The sequence below is a fragment of the Chitinophaga arvensicola genome, from assembly GCF_900110835.1.
In the GTDB taxonomy this organism is placed as follows: domain Bacteria; phylum Bacteroidota; class Bacteroidia; order Chitinophagales; family Chitinophagaceae; genus Chitinophaga; species Chitinophaga arvensicola.
Map to the genome: position 1 here is coordinate 3,574,523 of NZ_FOJG01000001.1, position 16,399 is coordinate 3,590,921.

The following is a 16,399-nucleotide window of genomic DNA, read 5'->3' on the forward strand; positions in this document are numbered from 1 at the left end:
TTCTTTCTGCCGGTGACTCCCGGCGGTGGTGTTTGCCGTGCGGCTATACCCAGTATAAAGTAGTGATATTTTGTCCTTCCGGCTCTTTAACTCCCCCGTCAAACCGTAGATAAGCCCCAGCTCATAGGTGGAGCTTATAAGGGTTGGGAGTAGGGGGGAAGTAGGGGTTAGATAGGGCTTACCCCCTGGAAGGCTTACTGGTGGCATGTCCTGCAACGCGTTTTTTCGTCTTTTTGGGACCTGGGTTGTGCTGTATGGATATTCTGGCAGGAGAATTTAGTATCAGTATGCATAAAAACAGCAAAGCCATTCCGGTGATCCGGAACGGCTTTGCTATAAATATGTTTGTGCGGTTAATGAGCGAAATCACTCATGTAATCACCAGTAATACGTTCTATTGGCGGATTGAAATAACCGAACTTCAGATCAGGGAACTCTTCCTGGATCAGCTCCTGTAATTGTTTCACGCCCAGGCATTCCCCTGTTTCAGTGATACCCAGTTTTCCGAGGTACCAGTCAGGATCAATGTTGAAGTTACGCCACTGGATCATATCCAGGTTGGTTTCCCGGATGAGGTTCCGCAGGGCTTCGTATTCATCGGCGCTATCGGTCATACCCGGAAACACAAAGTAGTTGATAGAGGTCCAGCCACCGAATTCCTTTACTACTTTCAGACTTTCGATCAGGTCTTCAAAAACGTAGTTATTAGGACGGTAGTAGGGTGTATAGAACTTCGACTGTGCAGAGTTCATACTCACACGGATACTGTTCAGGCCCGCCTCGCAGAGGGCTCTTACCGCATCCGGCTTACTGCCGTTAGTGTTGATATTAATGCTGCCTTTTGGCGTATGCTTCCTGATTTCAAGGATGGATTCGCGGATAGTTTCCCACATGAGCAGCGGTTCGCCTTCGCAGCCTTGTCCGAAGCTAACGATGGGGAAGGGAGCTGTTTCCAGGTGAGGCACAGTGTACTCCACGATTTCCTGTGCTGTTGGTTTGAAACGCAGGCGATCCTGTGTAGAAACAATGGTTTCTTCTTCCGGCTGGAATGAAATGCAACCAACGCAGTTGGCATTACATGCAGGAGAAGAAGGAATCGGGCATTCCCATCTCCCCATAAAATAATTACGGGCAGCAGGGCACTCGTAGGTAAGCGCGCAGTTTTCTGCAAGATGCTGTACGAGCCGGTTATGCGGATAGGCTTCCACCAATGTTTTTACACCTTGCTTTACTTTTTTGTCGTCGAATCCGGCGCATTCCTGGCGGATATCCGCTTCGATACGGGTAGCCGGTACATAGAATTTGCCATCCAGCCAGCCTACTGCGGTGTAGCAGAACAACGGCAGGGTAGGCGCATCCGGCATGGTTTCGTAGGCCGACAGGTAAAAGCCGGTATGGGCAGGGGGAATAAATGCGGCTACCGCCCATCCTTTTTCACACAGCTGCATATCGCCGGTAGCGGCATTGATACCGATACCCCGGCGGCCGGGCAGCTCATACAAATTACCTCCTTCCGGTAATTCAATCCATTCCTCCGGATCAACCGGCCATGCATCCCAGCCACTGCGGCCAGTGGTATACAGGCTGGTATCTTCAAAAATATTACCGTTACCGTCTGAGTATAATATGTAAGGTGTTTGTTTTAACATTTTTTGTGTTTAGTCGGATTATTGCACCCTGCTCTGGAAGAAGTTATTCAATGCTTCCCTTTGTTCTTTACCTGGTTCGTCCAGTATTTCCAGCTGCAGGATCTTGTTATTCTTAAAATCTATTGTAAGCAGGTCGTTCCGCAAAATTACGTTATTCAGTTCGTTCCAGCCAACCAGCCTTTTAGAGAAGGTAGTAGGCAGGGTAATACCGGTGGTATCCATTTTCACATAAGAAGGCTGGAAAATCCGGTATTCCATCCAGCCAACGTAGGCCAGTCCTGCTCCTACGAGGAACAGCAGGATGGCGGTAACCGGCTGGAGATGCGACAGGAAGTATAAACTGCCGGTGAGGCAGATCAGCGCTTCTATCATCCGGGCTACCGTATTTACTTCGGTGAACTTCTTAAATCTTCTCATGGTAAAAGGAAAGCCGATACAAAGCAGGCCTATGATCAGGAAAAACACTACCAGGAACCAGTTGGGTTGCGGACTGCGGTAAATACCGATCGCGTTAAACAGGAACAGTATGCCGGTAAGCCCATGCATCACCGGTAATAACCGGATTCTGCTGGGGGTATTCGGATGCAGGATGCGCAAACTTTGCATGAACAGGAATGTAAGATTAAGAATTGGACTTGATCAACAGGTTACAGAGTTTGAACAGCACACGGGCGCCTACATTGGCATCCCATTCGTCGTGTGAAGTGCTCACTTCATTCAGGTCGAAACCGATCAGCTGACGACCACTTTCCAGTACCCTTTTGAAGAGGAAATAAATCTGTTCTGCTTCGAAACCACCTGGTACCGGGGTGCCGGTATGCGGGCATAATTTCGGATCAAGTCCGTCGATATCAAAACTGATATATACCTGTTGCGGTAAATTGGCTACGATGCTGTCGCAGATCGCTTTCCAGGATTCACCTTCAAATTGTCTTTCCTTGATATCTTTATCGAAGAAGGTTACTACACGGCCTTCGCTGTTGTTCACATAATCCACTTCTTCCTCGCAATAATCGCGGATACCTACCTGCACCAGTTTGGTGAGTTCCGGTACTTCGGCCAGTGCATTGTACATGATGGAAGCGTGGGAGTATTTGAATCCTTCATATGCATCACGCAGATCGCAGTGTGCATCGATCTGGAGGATACCAAATTCTCCTTTGTGTTCACCGATCGCTTTGAAGAAACCCAGTGGCGTACTGTGGTCGCCACCTACCAGACCAACGAGCTTGCCTTTTTCCAGCAAACCTTTGGTTTGTGTGTATACCCATTCGTTCATGGCGCGGGTACCATTGCTCACATCTACCAGTGTTTTCTTCAGGAATTCATTTTCAGAAATATCTCCCCCTTCGGTCAGGAATTTCAGGTATAATTCTGCTTCTTTCCGCAGGTAATCGCTGCGTAATAACAGGTGTTTGTCTGGTTCCCGCATATAGAAACCCTGTTTCCATCCGTCTTTCACATCAGCATCATAAAGGTCTACCTGGAAGGAAGCCCTGAAAATGCGTTCCGGGCCACGGGCGGTACCATTGTTATAGGAAACCGTTACTTCCCAGGGAACAGGTAATAATACCAGCCGGGCTTCTTCTTCTGAAAAGGGTAAGCCAAAAACGTTGTTGGACAGCAGGCCAACCGAGTTAGGGTCAAATTGAGATAAATCTGCCATGATAAAGTCGTACTTTTCTAAATTCCGCGCAAAGATAGGATTATGTTTACTTACAGCCCTCCTTCTCCAAAAAAGAATTGCCTTTTATATAAATTTTGTCCGATGAAGGTCATTTTCACTTAATTTTGCCGATTAATCGGAAACAAATAAAGTACGGCAAAAAGGGAAGAATAGTTAAAGTCGCGTTGGTAAAGGGTTTTTGCAGCTTGTGTCAAATCAATAGGGAAGATAATTTTCATATGAAAAAAACAAATATTATTCTGCTGGTGGTAATTGCGGTAGCAATTGGTGTGATAGTTACGATGGTGGGTGATTTCAGTACCTATGAAACCTTCGCGACAGCCCGCGAAAAAGAAGGGAAGGAGTTCCACGTGATTGGTAAACTCGATACCCTGCAGGCCATGCACTACGATCCGATCAAAGATGCCAATCTTTTCAGCTTCTACGTACACGATAAAACAGGGGAATCCCACAAAGTCGTTTTCTACGGCGCCAAACCTACCGATTTTGAAAAAGCAGAATCCATCGTACTGACCGGTAAAATGGAAGGCAATGAATTTCATTGCAACAAGATCCTGATGAAATGTCCTTCTAAATATAAGGACGACCAGGTTGCCGTAAGCAACAAACAGATATAAGTTTAGCTATGTATATGTATAGGATTGCCGTCAGGTAGTCAGATGCCACAATATTCACATCTCTCAGAGGAATTTTATGAAGTTTGTAGGGGAACACTTATTGCCGGGCCAACTAGGCCACTTCTTTGCCATACTGGCATTTGTAGCATCTATGGTAGCCACTGTGGCTTATTATAATGTAGTAAAAGGAAAGGAACCATTAGCGCGCGAGTCGTGGAAACGACTGGCCCGATGGTCATTTATTTTACAATCCGCCGCTGTAGTGGGCGTATTCACCTGTCTGTATGTTATTCTGTATAACCACTATTTCGAATATAAATACGCATGGCGCAACACGTCCCGCGACCTGCCTATCCAATACCTCTTATCCAGTTTATGGTCCGACCAGGAAGGTAGCTTCCTGCTCTGGAGTATCTGGAACAGTATCCTGGGGATTTTCCTGATCCGTACTTCCAAAAACTGGGAAGCCCCGGTAATGACCATCTTCTCACTGGCACAGTTTATTATGGCCAGCATGCTGCTGGGTATCTTTATCCTGGGCTATAAAGTGGGCAGCAATCCGTTCATGCTGCTGAGAGAAGCACCTGAAAACCAACTGGCGCCTATCTTCCAGACACCGGATTACATGCAGCATATCCATGATGGTAACGGATTAAACGTTACCCTGCAGAACTACTGGATGGTGATTCACCCACCGGTACTGTTCCTCGGTTTCGCTTCCATGATCATTCCTTTTGCCTTTGCTTTTGCAGGCTTATGGGTGAAAGATTATACCGGTTGGGTAAAACCGGTTCAACCATGGGCGCTGTTTGCGATCATGATGCTGGGAACCGGTATTATGATGGGCGCCGCCTGGGCATATGAATCGCTTAACTTTGGTGGTTACTGGGCCTGGGATCCGGTAGAAAATGCCTCCCTGGTACCATGGCTCACCATGGTGGCCGGCGTGCATACCCTCCTGGCTTACAAAGCTACCGGGCACTCATTGAAGTCGACCTTCTTCTTCTTCTTTATTTCTTATGTACTGATCCTGTACTCCTCTTTCTTAACAAAGAGCGGCGTACTCGGAGATACTTCCGTACACTCCTTTACCGATATGGGTATGACAGCACAGCTGCTGATTTCCATGCTGGTATTTACCATTCCGGCGATTGGCCTGCTGATCATCCGCAGAAAAGATATACCGTCCGTAAAGAAAGAGGAAAACAGCTACTCCCGCGAGTTCTGGCTGTTTGTAGGTTCCCTGATCCTGCTGATTGCAGCGATCCAGATTACCTTCACCACTTCTATCCCGGTATGGAATAAAGTATTGAGTGGTACCGGTCTGAAATCCCTGTTCAACATGAACGATATTGCGCCGCCGTCTGACAGTATTTTCCACTACAACAAAATCCAGATCTGGATCGCCATTGTAGTAGGTATACTGACAGCTATCGTGCAGTTTATGCGGTATAAGGATACCCCACGTGGTGAAATCACGAAGAAACTGGCTGTGCCAACGGTTGTTTCTTTATTGCTAACCGGACTGGTGGCCTGGAAAGGAACCATCACCTACGATACCTATGGCGCGGGCTTCCTGACCGCCATCTACCTGATGCTGTTTGCCAGCATTTACGCGATTGTCGGTAACTTCTTCTATATCTTCTCCGGACTGAAAGGCAAACTGAAAAATGCGGGTGCTTCTGTTGCGCATATCGGTTTTGGTATGGTATTACTCGGTGTGCTGATTTCTTCCGCCAAAATGGAAGTGATTTCACTGGACCGCATGAAGATGCTGGGAGATGGTATTTTCACCAAAGAAAGTAAACAGAATCCCCGTGAGAATATCATGCTGCCAAAAGATGTACCGGTGCAGATGGGCGACTATCATGTTACCTATACCGGCGACTCTGTTGCACAGGGCGATCCTAAAACTTACTACGTAGTACAATACGAGAAAAAAGACAGACAAACCGGTAAGGCACTGGAGCGTTTCACGCTTTATCCTGATGCGTTTGTCAATAAAAAGGAAAATGCATTATCGTCCAATCCTGCCTCCAGGCATTATCTGACAAAGGATATCTTCACCTATGTATCTGCAGCGCCTAACCGCGATGAAGCAGCTAAATCAGATACTACTCCTTATGTTACACATGAGATGAAGCAGGGTGATTCTGTATTTTTCTCCAAAGGATTTATTGTGCTGAAGGGATTAAATACAAAACCACAAAACCGTAACTACGTTCCGCAGAACGGTGATCTGGCAGTGGGTGCTGAACTGGAAGTATATACGCAGACAGACGATCATTTCAAACTGCAGCCGATCTATTTCATCCGCGACAGCAGCTACCAGTACAGCGTGGAAGATACACTGGCGCCGCTGAACCTGAATGTACGGTTCTCTAAAATAATGCCTGCAGAAAACAAGATAGAACTGAAAATCAAGGAGGCGACCAGCTTCAATGATTATATCGTGATGAAGGCATTGATCTTCCCGTACATCAACGTTTTATGGCTGGGTATCCTGGTAACTATTTTCGGTACAGGGATGTCTATTTATCAGAAAGTAAGAAGAAGATAACCACCGGTTATTTCAACATAAAGAGAATCCTTCAACGGCATTGCTGTTGAAGGATTTTTTCTTGGTTAAATCCGGGAAAGGGACGCGGCGTTTCAGAATTCTTATCTACATTTAGTACTACTAAATATCCTGATGATGCGTAGGTGGTTGCGTATATCCCTGATCGTTATAGCCACGCTTTCTGTGGTATATCTCCTTGGTCCCAAACCGGCCACCCCTGATTATCCGCTGGCATTTCCGGCGGTTCCGGCAGCGGGGGCTGCCCTGAATGATTATGTGAGCAGCCGGGAGGCTGCACACCGGCTTAAGCCGGATAACCAGGCCCGTATTATCTGGCAGGATAGCGGTTTCCATAAAACGCCTTATTCGGTGGTATACCTGCATGGATTTTCCGCCAGCCAGGAAGAAGGAAACCCGGTGCACCGCAATTTCGCGGCACGTTTCGGGTGTAATCTCTACCTGTCGCGGCTCGACGGCCACGGTATCGATACCTCCGACCAGTTGTTGCACATGACAGCTACCGGTTTATGGGAAGATGCCAAAGCAGCGTTGGCCATTGGCCAGGCGCTGGGCGACAAGGTAATCCTGATGAGTACATCCACCGGTGGTACGTTGGCGCTGAAGCTGGCCGCCACCTACCCCGATAAGGTGTATGCCCTGGTTAATATGTCGCCCAATATCGCCATCAACGACAACCTGGCTTTCCTGGCAAACAATCCCTGGGGGCTGCAGCTGGCAAGGTGGGTGAGTAAAGGCGATTTCAGGCATGGCAGCGACAAGGATCCCGAAGTAGCGAAATACTGGTACAACGATTACCGCCTGGAGGCGGTGGTGCAACTGGAAAACCTCCTGGAAAGCACCATGACAGACGACACGTTCCGGAAAGTGCATCAGCCGGTACTCAATCTATATTATTACAAGGATGAGGCCCATCAGGATAAGACGGTGCGGGTGTCTGCCATCCTGGAGATGGAGAAAAAGCTGGGTACACCGGATTCACTGAAAGCGGCGGTGGCCATTCCCGGGGCGGGTACGCATGTGATGGGCTGCACGCTGACCTCGCACGATGTTCCGGCTGTGGAAGCAGCGATCGCGGATTTTGCCATCCATACGCTGCAGATGAAGCCGGTACGGTAACACTTTTTAGTCAGCCTGAAATCTGAAATCTTTTATAACTTGTGGTAACATTACCTATATAAGCAACGTTAGTTAACTATGCGTCTCCGTTTTCAAACCTTCATCGTTTCATGGTCCCTTATACTGGGCATATCCCTCTGTCACAACCGTGCCATGGGACAGGAAGCGCGTGGGGCGGATGTGATACCGTTGCATGCCATTGTGGTAGGGCAGGACACCATCCCGGTGATCACCCTGGCCATTTTTGATGTGGTGGCTAAAATGCCCAAAGCATTGAAGAAGGAACACGAACGCTGGAGCCGTTTGCGTAATGCAGTGTATGTCACCTATCCTTTTGCGAGATCTGCCGCCAGGGTGCTGAAAGATGTAAATACCCAGATGGCTGGTATGAGCAAAAAGGAACGCAAAGCTTACCTGGCCTCCAAAGAAAAGGAATTGAAAGCCCAGTTCGGCGATAAACTGGAAAACCTCTCGGTATACCAGGGAAAAGTACTCATGAAACTGATTGACCGCGAAACGGGTCAGAACTGTTTTGAAATCATCAAGGAGCTGAAAGGTGGATTTAATGCCCGGGTGTGGCAAACCGTCGCCTTCTTTTTCGGAGGCAACCTGAAAAGCGACTATGACAAGCAGGAAGACCACGACATCGAGGTGATCGTACAGGAGCTGGAAATGTACCAGCAATACCGCGCCTACAATTAATTGGGTTATCTTCGTAATATTCGCCTGTATTGAAAAAGGGATTATTATGAAAGCAAGGACCTTACTGATCAGCTTATTATTTATTTCTTCCGGAGTGATGGCCCAGGTGGCCGATGACGATCCTGTGTATGTGCTCGACAGCGTGGTGGTAAACCAGGCAGCCATTGGGCAGGTATCGCCCGACCGGATCGGGGTGATCACCATTGCGAAAGGCTCCAAAGCAGTATTGAAATATGGCAGCCAGGCCGAGAATGGCGTGGTATATATAGAAACCAAACCTTTTGCCCGGAAACGGGTCAATGTGCTGTTAAGCCAGGAATCTCCGGCATACGACAGCCTGTTGCGCAAATACGGCAGCGACAGCAGTTTTTACTTTATTGTGAACGGCAAACCCGTTACACCCACCAATGAAACCGGTTTGATGACCATCGACCGGAAAACCTTCCGCTCGGTAAGGGTGATCTCTGACAAAGAGGTACAGGACAAGTACCAGGTAATGGACCGGAAGGCCGGGATTGTCATTACCAGTTCAGAAGATTAAATATTTTCCCATCTTTGCACCTCAATTTACAGCATATGAAACTAGATATACTGGCTATAGCGGTGCACCCGGACGATGTGGAACTGGGGTGTGCCGGCACACTGATGATACATGCAAAACAGGGGATGAAAGTGGGTGTGGTAGATCTTACCCGTGGAGAATTAGGTACCCGTGGTACGCCTGAATTGCGTGAACAGGAAGCGTTGGCAGCGGCAAAAATTATGGGATTGGAAGTAAGGGAGAACCTGGGTCTGGCAGATGGATTTTTCCGGAACGACACGATGGAGCAGATGGCGATCATTACCGCGATCCGCAAGTTCCGCCCGGATATAGTACTGGCGAATGCCATGGATGATCGTCACCCGGATCATGGAAGAGCGGGCAAACTGATTGCCGACAGCTGCTTCCTGGCAGGATTACGGAAAGTAGAAACAAGTGTGGATGGACAGGCGCAGGAAGCGTGGCGTCCGAAGCAGGTATTTCATTTCCTGCAGGACCGGTATCATGAGCCTGATTTTGTGGTAGATATTACAGCCGTGATGGAGCAGAAGCTGGAAGCGATCAGAACATTCAGTTCGCAGTTCCTTGCACCTAAGGATAACGAGCCGCAGACCTATATTTCAGGATCCGGCTTTTTCGATAGTGTTATTTACCGGGCGAAGATGCTGGGCAAAATGGTAGGGGTGGAGTATGCGGAAGGATATACCTCTGCGAAGATGATCGGTATCCGCAACCTGGCGGATCTGATCAGTGAAACGACCTGATAACTGACAGTAAATAAATTAAATCGGGAGAAAACGACGGATATATCCGCTGTCATCTCCCGATTTTTTTCTATCCGATAAAATCGATCATAAGATAATTGTGGTGACGTGTTGCCTGGTTGGGCAACAATTGTCGCAAGTTGTGGGGCGGGAGTGCTAACCGGCTGCATCAGAACTTGCCGGCACATAAAAGTCCTACCCCTTTGGGGTGTTTTCAGAAACGGTCAATGGGACCCGCTAAACACTAAATGAACAGATCTCTTGTAGCGTCAAATTCATCGTGTTTTATGATGCTGTTTTTGATAAACGGGATCAAAGCAAGTCCAATCGTGATAACCACCAGTAATACGTATTTTTTCTTCATTTCCATGCTAATTTGATTAAAAAGTCCACTTATATAACTAAATAACGTGCCAAAATGTTACAGAAATAGCATAAAAATGTTAACTCAAGGATATTTTTTTTGATTATAATCCCCACTTTCCCCGATATACGCGTCACCGCAGTACAAAGCCCTATATATAGAGAAACTCAATGTCACATTCTTAAAATCTATTTGATTAATAATGAATGTAATGTGATCTTTGCGGCGTCAAAAGCAATAAATCATTAGTCTGTAAATCAAAAAGAGAATAGTTATTATGAAAAATGTTATTTTATCCGTAGGGTCAGAGTTTCCTGAGTTCAAAAAAACGGCAGTAGTTTCTATCGAAAAAGGTAAAGAATTTTATGAATTGTCTTCTGAAGAACTGAAGAACTCCGGCAAATGGATGGTGATGTTCTGGTGGCCTAAAGACTTTACTTTCGTATGTCCTACTGAAATAGCTGAGTTTAACAAGCATGCGCAGGATTTCGCGGATCGTGATGCGGTACTGATTGGTGCATCTACCGACAGCGAATTTGTACACGCTGCCTGGAGAAGAGATCATGAAGATCTGCGTGGTCTGCAGTTCCCTATGCTGGCTGATACTTCCAAATCCCTTGCTACAGAACTGGGTATCCTGGAAGCCAATGAGAAAGTGGCTTACCGTGCTACTTACATTGTAGATCCACAGGGTATTGTACGTTGGGTTTCCCTGTACGATCTGTCTGTAGGCCGTAGCGTGAAAGAAGTACTGCGTGTACTGGATGCACTGCAAACAGATGAGCTGTGTCCTTGCAACTGGACCAAAGGTGAAGCTACGCTGACTGCTTAATTCAAAGAATCCTTTAGTGTTTTATACGGGGTGGTCCTGTCGGAAATATCTTGGCAGGACTACTTCCCGGAATAAAATGATAAAATAAAAAAATTACATATTATGTTTGCAACTACAAATCAGGATACGGCTGTTCAACTGCTGGAAGCGGTGGGTTTAGCGGCAGATCAGATTTCGGGAAAACTGCAATCCCTGGCGAATGTGGATGCCCGTTATCTGAAAGATCTGAAGATCAATGTATCCAACTCTCTTGCAGCGGGAACGCTGACAAAGAAAGAGGCGTATATGATTGGCCTGGCAGTGGCAGTAAATGAGAAGCATACGGATCTGCAGGCGTCTTTTGAGAAGCTGGCGGTTCAGGAAGGAGCAACCGACAAGGAAATAGCGGAAGTGATCAGTTGTACTTCCCTCATGAGTGCCAACAACGTATTTTATCGTTTCCGGCATTTTGTGAACAAGGAATTTTACACCACTACTCCGGCTGGTATCAGGATGAGCATTATGGCAAATCCGGTATTGGGGAAAGAGTTTTTCGAGCTGCTGAGCCTTGTGGTATCTGCACTGAATGGTTGTGAAATGTGTGTGACTTCTCACGAAGAAGCGCTGTTGAAACATGGAACGGATCAGCAGAGAGTGTTGGAATCGGTAAGATTAGGGGCAGTTTTGCGTAGCCTGATCGTGCTGTTGTAAAATATTTTTTTCGGCAAAAGACAGATGTAAATTTGCCTGATAATCTAATGGTTATCAATCTTTTGCATTGTGTTCACATTTTAAGAAGCCATTTTTTACGGGTGTCTTTTATGCATTTGTGAATAAATTCATTTAATAATATTTGCAAAATCCATAAATAAATTGGACTTTTGCATTCCTAAATTTTTAGATCATGGCAAGAGTATGTCAGGTGACAGGAAAGAAGCCGATTACAGGTCACCATGTTTCCTTCTCCAACATTAAGACAAACAGAAGGTTTCTTCCTAACCTGCAAAAGAAACGTTTTTTCCTGGCAGAAGAGGACAAATGGATATCATTGAAAGTATCTGCTGACGGTTTGAGAACCATCAACAAGAGAGGTTTGTATGCAGTTGTGAAGGAATTGCGTGCAGCTGGTCAGGAAATCTAATTCTAAGACTCACTTAATTTGTAATACACAATGGCAAAAAAAGGTAATAGAGTACAGGTAATTCTGGAGTGCACAGAGCATAAGACTTCTGGCCAACCCGGAACTTCCCGTTACATCTCTAACAAGAATAAGAAGAATACTCCTGAGCGTCTGGAGTTGAAAAAGTACAATCCTATTTTAAGGAAGGTTACTGTACACAAAGAAATTAAATAAGTAATTGTTGATGGTGAATGGTTGTATTTGCGTACCGCCAATTAGCCATTACCATAAAAACAATAGAATACCATGGCAAAAGTAGCTTCAAAGAACTCGAAAGTAAAAGATGCTAAAGCAGCAGCTGAATCAAAGGTATGGACCAAAGTTATCAGAGCAGTACGCTCTCCTAAAACTGGTGCTTACACCTTTAAGGAAGCTATTGTGCACAAGGACAAGATCCAGGAGCACATGAACCAAAAGTAATTCGGCTTTACTAATAATACTGAAAGGCTGTCCCGTTAAACGGACAGCTTTTTGTGTTTGGGGGATGAAGGAGCCTTGAAGAGGCAATTCGCTACAGCGTGCGCTACCGGGATAATTTCCAGGTTTTGGCAGCAATGGCTTTTATATCGCTATCACAATTTCCACTGTTAACACAAAAGGTGTACTTTAGCACCCTGATGTAAATGATGCTGCAGAAAGGCAGCCGGATAACTCAAAAAAAACCGGAATATACCGGACCCAATTAATCTAAACTATGAGCTTTTTCAATAAACTATTTTCCAGGGAGAAGAAGGAAAATCTGGATCAGGGTTTACAAAAAACCAAAGAGAGCTTCCTGAGTAAGATAGGACGCGCCATTGCCGGAAAATCGACCGTAGACACGGAAGTGCTGGATAACCTGGAAGATGCCCTTGTTTCTGCCGATGTAGGCGTAGATACCACCGTAAAGATCATAGACCGGATCGAGCAACGGGTAGCAAAAGATAAATATTTAGGAACCAGTGAATTGAACCGGATGCTGCAGGAAGAAATTGCCGCCATCCTGGTAGATGCACCAGACAGTGGTTTCCGCGATTTCGATACACCAGTTGGTAAAAAACCCTATGTGATTATGGTGGTAGGCGTGAATGGAGTGGGTAAAACCACCACCATCGGTAAACTGGCCTATAATTTCAAGAAAGCGGGCAAATCCGTGATGCTGGGTGCGGCAGATACCTTCCGTGCAGCAGCAGTGGATCAGCTGACGATCTGGAGTGAAAGGGCAGGAGTGCCTATCGTGAAGCAGCAGATGGGATCAGACCCGGGCGCAGTTGCATTTGATACAGTCCAGAGTGGCGCCGCTAAAGATGTGGATGTGATAATAATTGACACGGCTGGCCGTTTACATAATAAGCTTCACCTGATGGACGAGTTAGGGAAGATCAAGCGGGTGATGAAGAAAGTAATTCCGGATGCTCCGCATGAGGTGCTGCTGGTACTGGATGGCTCTACCGGGCAGAACGCACTGGAACAGGCCAAACAGTTTACTGCTACCACAGAAGTAACGGCGCTGGCGATCACCAAACTGGATGGAACTGCAAAAGGCGGTGTAGTACTGGCTATCGCCAACCAATTCAAAATACCGGTAAAATACATTGGTATCGGTGAAAAAATGGAAGATTTACAGGTGTTTAATAAAGAATCTTTTGTAGAGTCTTTATTTAGTGTAAATGGCTGATTTTAATTAGATTGTGAATGCTGTTTCATTATCTTTCTAACAGATATTTAATATTTTACTTGAAGTAATACCATTGTTCGGGCTCCAATTGGAGCCCGGCTTATTTTTTGATCAACTTTAAAGCTCTTTGTTTGTATTTATAAAAATGCACTGCATTTATTACATTTGAAAATTGTTCCCTTTTTGTACCCTTTTTAACAATTCGTAAGTTTATGATAGTACAGCACATAGATCGAGTTGAAGATATTACACCAGCGGAATTCAAGAAGAACTACTACCACCCACGAAAACCTGTAATCATTCCGGCGGCAGCACTCAGCAAACATTGGCCGGCCTATAACAAGTGGACATGGGATTATTTCAAATCAATAGTCGGAGACAAGACAGTTGGGGTATATAATAATGAACGCGCCAACGAAAACACCCTTGTAAACGGAGCAGATGATTATATAACATTCGGGGAATACCTGGATATGATACAAAAGGGGCCGGTTGCGCTTCGGATCTTTCTCTTTAACATTTTTCAGCATGCCCCACAGCTGGTAGAAGATTTTACTTTCCCGGATGAATTGGCTTCCGGTTTTCTGAAAAGGTACCCGATGCTGTTTGTAGGCGGTGCCGGTTCGGTGGCGCATATGCATTACGACATCGACCTGTCGCATATTTTCCATACCCAGTTCATAGGCCGCAAGCGTGTACTGTTGCTGGAAAACAAGCAATCCCCCCTTATTTACAGGATGCCCTTTACAGTAGAAAGTGCCGCCAATTTTGTGAACTGGCACGAACAACTGGACCAGGAGCACTTCCCGGCATTAAAGCATGCAAAGGGATATACTACCATCCTGGAGCATGGAGACACCATGTTTATGCCGGCAGGCTACTGGCATCACATGGAATACCTGGATGGCGGTTTTGCCATGAGCCTCCGTGCCCTCGACCCATCTTTCGTTAATAAATTAAACGGCCTTTACCATTTGGTAGGATTGAGGGGAATGAACAACCTGATGATCAAGATGGCCCCCAAATGGTGGTATCATTATAAAAGACAAAAGGCCCGGGAGCGTGCTGACAAAGCCATACAGGCTATCTCCTGATACCATCCGCCTCAGTATGCTAAGTAGCTAATCAGCAGTTACTTAGCATTAATTTCAGATTGTCAAATCTTTTTGCTACCTTTGCACCTTCCTTAACCCCCACTAAGACTCAAGTCACAAATACAGTAAGTCTGCTGTTAAATTCAATCAGTGTCTGTGTGTCTTCGTGGCGGTAGCGGCTCAACGATTGATTGACCGCTTGTTTAAAACAATTCGCGCTTGAAGACAAAAACTTTAAAGAAAGACAAGGTTAATATTATTACGCTTGGTTGTTCCAAGAACATGGTGGATTCAGAAGTACTGAGCGGACAGCTCATGGCTAATGAAATCGATGTAGTGCATGAGAGTGCAAAACGCGATCATAACATCGTGGTGGTGAACACCTGCGGATTTATTGACAAGGCCAAAGAAGAATCGATTAATACCATCCTGGAGCAGATCGACCTGAAACAACGGGGTAAACTGGACAAAGTTTATGTAACCGGTTGTTTGAGTGAACGTTACAGGGGAGACCTGGAATCAGAAATTGCAGGTGTAGATGCCTGGTTTGGTACCATGGAACTGCCTCAGCTCCTGAAAAAGTTTGATGCAGATTATAAAGCAGAACTGGTTGGAGAAAGATTACTCAGTACCCCCTCACATTATGCTTACCTGAAAATAGCGGAAGGTTGTAACCGCACCTGTTCTTTTTGCGCCATTCCGCTGATGCGGGGTAGCCACGTTTCCAAACCAATTGAAGACCTGGTGAAGGAAGCAGAAAAGCTGGTGAAATCAGGTGTAAAGGAAATCATGCTCATTGCACAGGAACTCACCTATTATGGTCTGGACCTGTACAAACAACGCCGTCTGGGCGACCTGATGCGCGCGCTGGCAGGAGTGGAAGGACTGCAATGGATTCGTCTCCATTACGCTTATCCGACCAAGTTCCCGATGGAGATCCTGGATGTCATGAATGAATTCCCGAATATCTGCAAGTATATCGATATGCCGCTGCAACATGCTTCCAATGCGATGCTGAAGGCGATGAAACGCCAGATCACCCGGGAAGAAATTGAGCAGCTGGTACACGACATCCGTGCGAAAGTGCCGGGTATCTGTTTACGTACCACGCTGATCGCCGGTTTCCCCGGTGAAACAGCCGACGACGTGGAAGAGCTGAAAGGTTTCCTGGAAAGAATGCGTTTCGACCGGGTCGGTGTGTTTACCTACAGCCATGAAGAAGGCACCAGCGCTTATGCACTGGAGGACAACATCCCGGCAGAAGAGAAGGAGAGCAGGGCGCAGGAAATTATGGAAGTACAGCAGGAAATCTCCCTGGAAAAAAACCAGGAGAAAGTAGGAAAGATCTTTAAAGTAATAGTAGATAAAAAAGAGGCAGGCAGATACCTTGCCCGTACCGAGTTCGATTCGGTGGAAGTAGATAACGAAGTGATCATCGACACAACCAAACGCCTTAAACCCGGCGATTTTGTGGAAGTGCGTATCACCAAGGCGTTTGACTACGACCTCGAAGGAGAGTTGGTATAAACACGTACAGCCGATAGCTAACCGCTAAAAGCTGAAATAATATTTCTAACAGCTGATAGCTAACTGCTAAAAGCTATATCCACAGCTCCCGACGGAGCTTGATTAATGC

At 46.2% G+C, this 16,399-nt stretch carries 17 protein-coding genes; 14 read left to right on the forward strand and 3 right to left on the reverse strand.

What is annotated here, in order from left to right:
- Nucleotides 1-353 precede the first annotated feature (353 nt).
- Genes BMW79_RS14810 through BMW79_RS14820 form a run of 3 tightly spaced genes read right to left on the reverse strand, consistent with a single transcriptional unit; the run spans nucleotide 354 to nucleotide 3,315 of the window.
- On the reverse strand, nucleotides 354-1,649 hold the full coding sequence (locus BMW79_RS14810) for a radical SAM protein (protein ID WP_089896012.1): 1,296 nt from the start codon (nucleotides 1,647-1,649) through the stop codon (nucleotides 354-356).
- Nucleotides 1,650-1,667: 18 nt separating this feature from the next.
- A complete protein-coding gene (locus tag BMW79_RS14815; RefSeq protein WP_089896013.1) occupies nucleotides 1,668-2,255 on the reverse strand; it encodes a hypothetical protein in 588 nt (195 codons plus the stop codon).
- 16 nt (nucleotides 2,256-2,271) lie between these two features.
- Complete coding sequence (locus BMW79_RS14820) at nucleotides 2,272-3,315, reverse strand: agmatinase family protein (RefSeq protein ID WP_089896014.1); 1,044 nt, start codon at nucleotides 3,313-3,315, stop codon at nucleotides 2,272-2,274.
- 239 nt (nucleotides 3,316-3,554) lie between these two features.
- Between BMW79_RS14820 and BMW79_RS14825 the strand changes: the two genes are divergently transcribed.
- From BMW79_RS14825 to rimO, 14 genes are all read left to right on the forward strand, one after another.
- Complete coding sequence (locus BMW79_RS14825) at nucleotides 3,555-3,953, forward strand: cytochrome c maturation protein CcmE domain-containing protein (protein ID WP_089896015.1); 399 nt, start codon at nucleotides 3,555-3,557, stop codon at nucleotides 3,951-3,953.
- Nucleotides 3,954-4,029: 76 nt separating this feature from the next.
- Entirely contained in the window at nucleotides 4,030-6,513 is a 2,484-nt protein-coding gene (ccsA, locus tag BMW79_RS14830) for a cytochrome c biogenesis protein CcsA (protein WP_089896016.1), read from the forward strand.
- 135 nt (nucleotides 6,514-6,648) lie between these two features.
- Nucleotides 6,649-7,650 (forward strand): alpha/beta hydrolase, encoded by a 1,002-nt coding sequence (locus tag BMW79_RS14835; protein WP_177192174.1) that lies wholly within the window; start codon nucleotides 6,649-6,651, stop codon nucleotides 7,648-7,650.
- A gap of 78 nt (nucleotides 7,651-7,728) precedes the next feature.
- Nucleotides 7,729-8,352, forward strand: a complete 624-nt coding sequence (locus BMW79_RS14840) for a DUF4294 domain-containing protein (protein WP_089896018.1) — start codon at nucleotides 7,729-7,731, stop codon at nucleotides 8,350-8,352.
- Nucleotides 8,353-8,398: 46 nt separating this feature from the next.
- Complete coding sequence (locus BMW79_RS14845; RefSeq protein ID WP_089896019.1) at nucleotides 8,399-8,893, forward strand: hypothetical protein; 495 nt, start codon at nucleotides 8,399-8,401, stop codon at nucleotides 8,891-8,893.
- 35 nt (nucleotides 8,894-8,928) lie between these two features.
- Nucleotides 8,929-9,657: a bacillithiol biosynthesis deacetylase BshB1 gene (gene bshB1 / locus BMW79_RS14850; protein ID WP_089896020.1), complete on the forward strand. Its 729-nt coding sequence runs from the start codon at nucleotides 8,929-8,931 to the stop codon at nucleotides 9,655-9,657.
- Nucleotides 9,658-10,298: 641 nt separating this feature from the next.
- Nucleotides 10,299-10,853 (forward strand): peroxiredoxin, encoded by a 555-nt coding sequence (locus tag BMW79_RS14855; protein ID WP_089896021.1) that lies wholly within the window; start codon nucleotides 10,299-10,301, stop codon nucleotides 10,851-10,853.
- 102 nt (nucleotides 10,854-10,955) lie between these two features.
- Nucleotides 10,956-11,543 carry a carboxymuconolactone decarboxylase family protein gene (locus BMW79_RS14860; protein WP_089896022.1) on the forward strand — a complete coding sequence of 196 codons (588 nt, stop codon included), beginning with the start codon at nucleotides 10,956-10,958 and terminating at the stop codon, nucleotides 11,541-11,543.
- Nucleotides 11,544-11,736: 193 nt separating this feature from the next.
- The gene (gene rpmB / locus BMW79_RS14865; protein ID WP_089759466.1) at nucleotides 11,737-11,973 is read left to right on the forward strand and encodes a 50S ribosomal protein L28; all 237 of its coding nucleotides are present in this window, start codon (nucleotides 11,737-11,739) and stop codon (nucleotides 11,971-11,973) included.
- A gap of 30 nt (nucleotides 11,974-12,003) precedes the next feature.
- Nucleotides 12,004-12,186, forward strand: coding sequence for a 50S ribosomal protein L33 (rpmG, locus tag BMW79_RS14870; RefSeq protein ID WP_089896023.1), 183 nt, complete (start codon nucleotides 12,004-12,006; stop codon nucleotides 12,184-12,186).
- Nucleotides 12,187-12,258: 72 nt separating this feature from the next.
- Nucleotides 12,259-12,432, forward strand: coding sequence for a DUF4295 family protein (locus BMW79_RS14875; protein ID WP_089896024.1), 174 nt, complete (start codon nucleotides 12,259-12,261; stop codon nucleotides 12,430-12,432).
- Between the two features lie 274 nt (nucleotides 12,433-12,706).
- The gene (gene ftsY / locus BMW79_RS14880; RefSeq protein WP_089896025.1) at nucleotides 12,707-13,669 is read left to right on the forward strand and encodes a signal recognition particle-docking protein FtsY; all 963 of its coding nucleotides are present in this window, start codon (nucleotides 12,707-12,709) and stop codon (nucleotides 13,667-13,669) included.
- A gap of 212 nt (nucleotides 13,670-13,881) precedes the next feature.
- Nucleotides 13,882-14,763, forward strand: a complete 882-nt coding sequence (locus BMW79_RS14885) for a cupin-like domain-containing protein (protein WP_089896026.1) — start codon at nucleotides 13,882-13,884, stop codon at nucleotides 14,761-14,763.
- 219 nt (nucleotides 14,764-14,982) lie between these two features.
- A complete protein-coding gene (gene rimO, locus BMW79_RS14890; RefSeq protein WP_089896027.1) occupies nucleotides 14,983-16,290 on the forward strand; it encodes a 30S ribosomal protein S12 methylthiotransferase RimO in 1,308 nt (435 codons plus the stop codon).
- Nucleotides 16,291-16,399 lie beyond the last annotated feature (109 nt).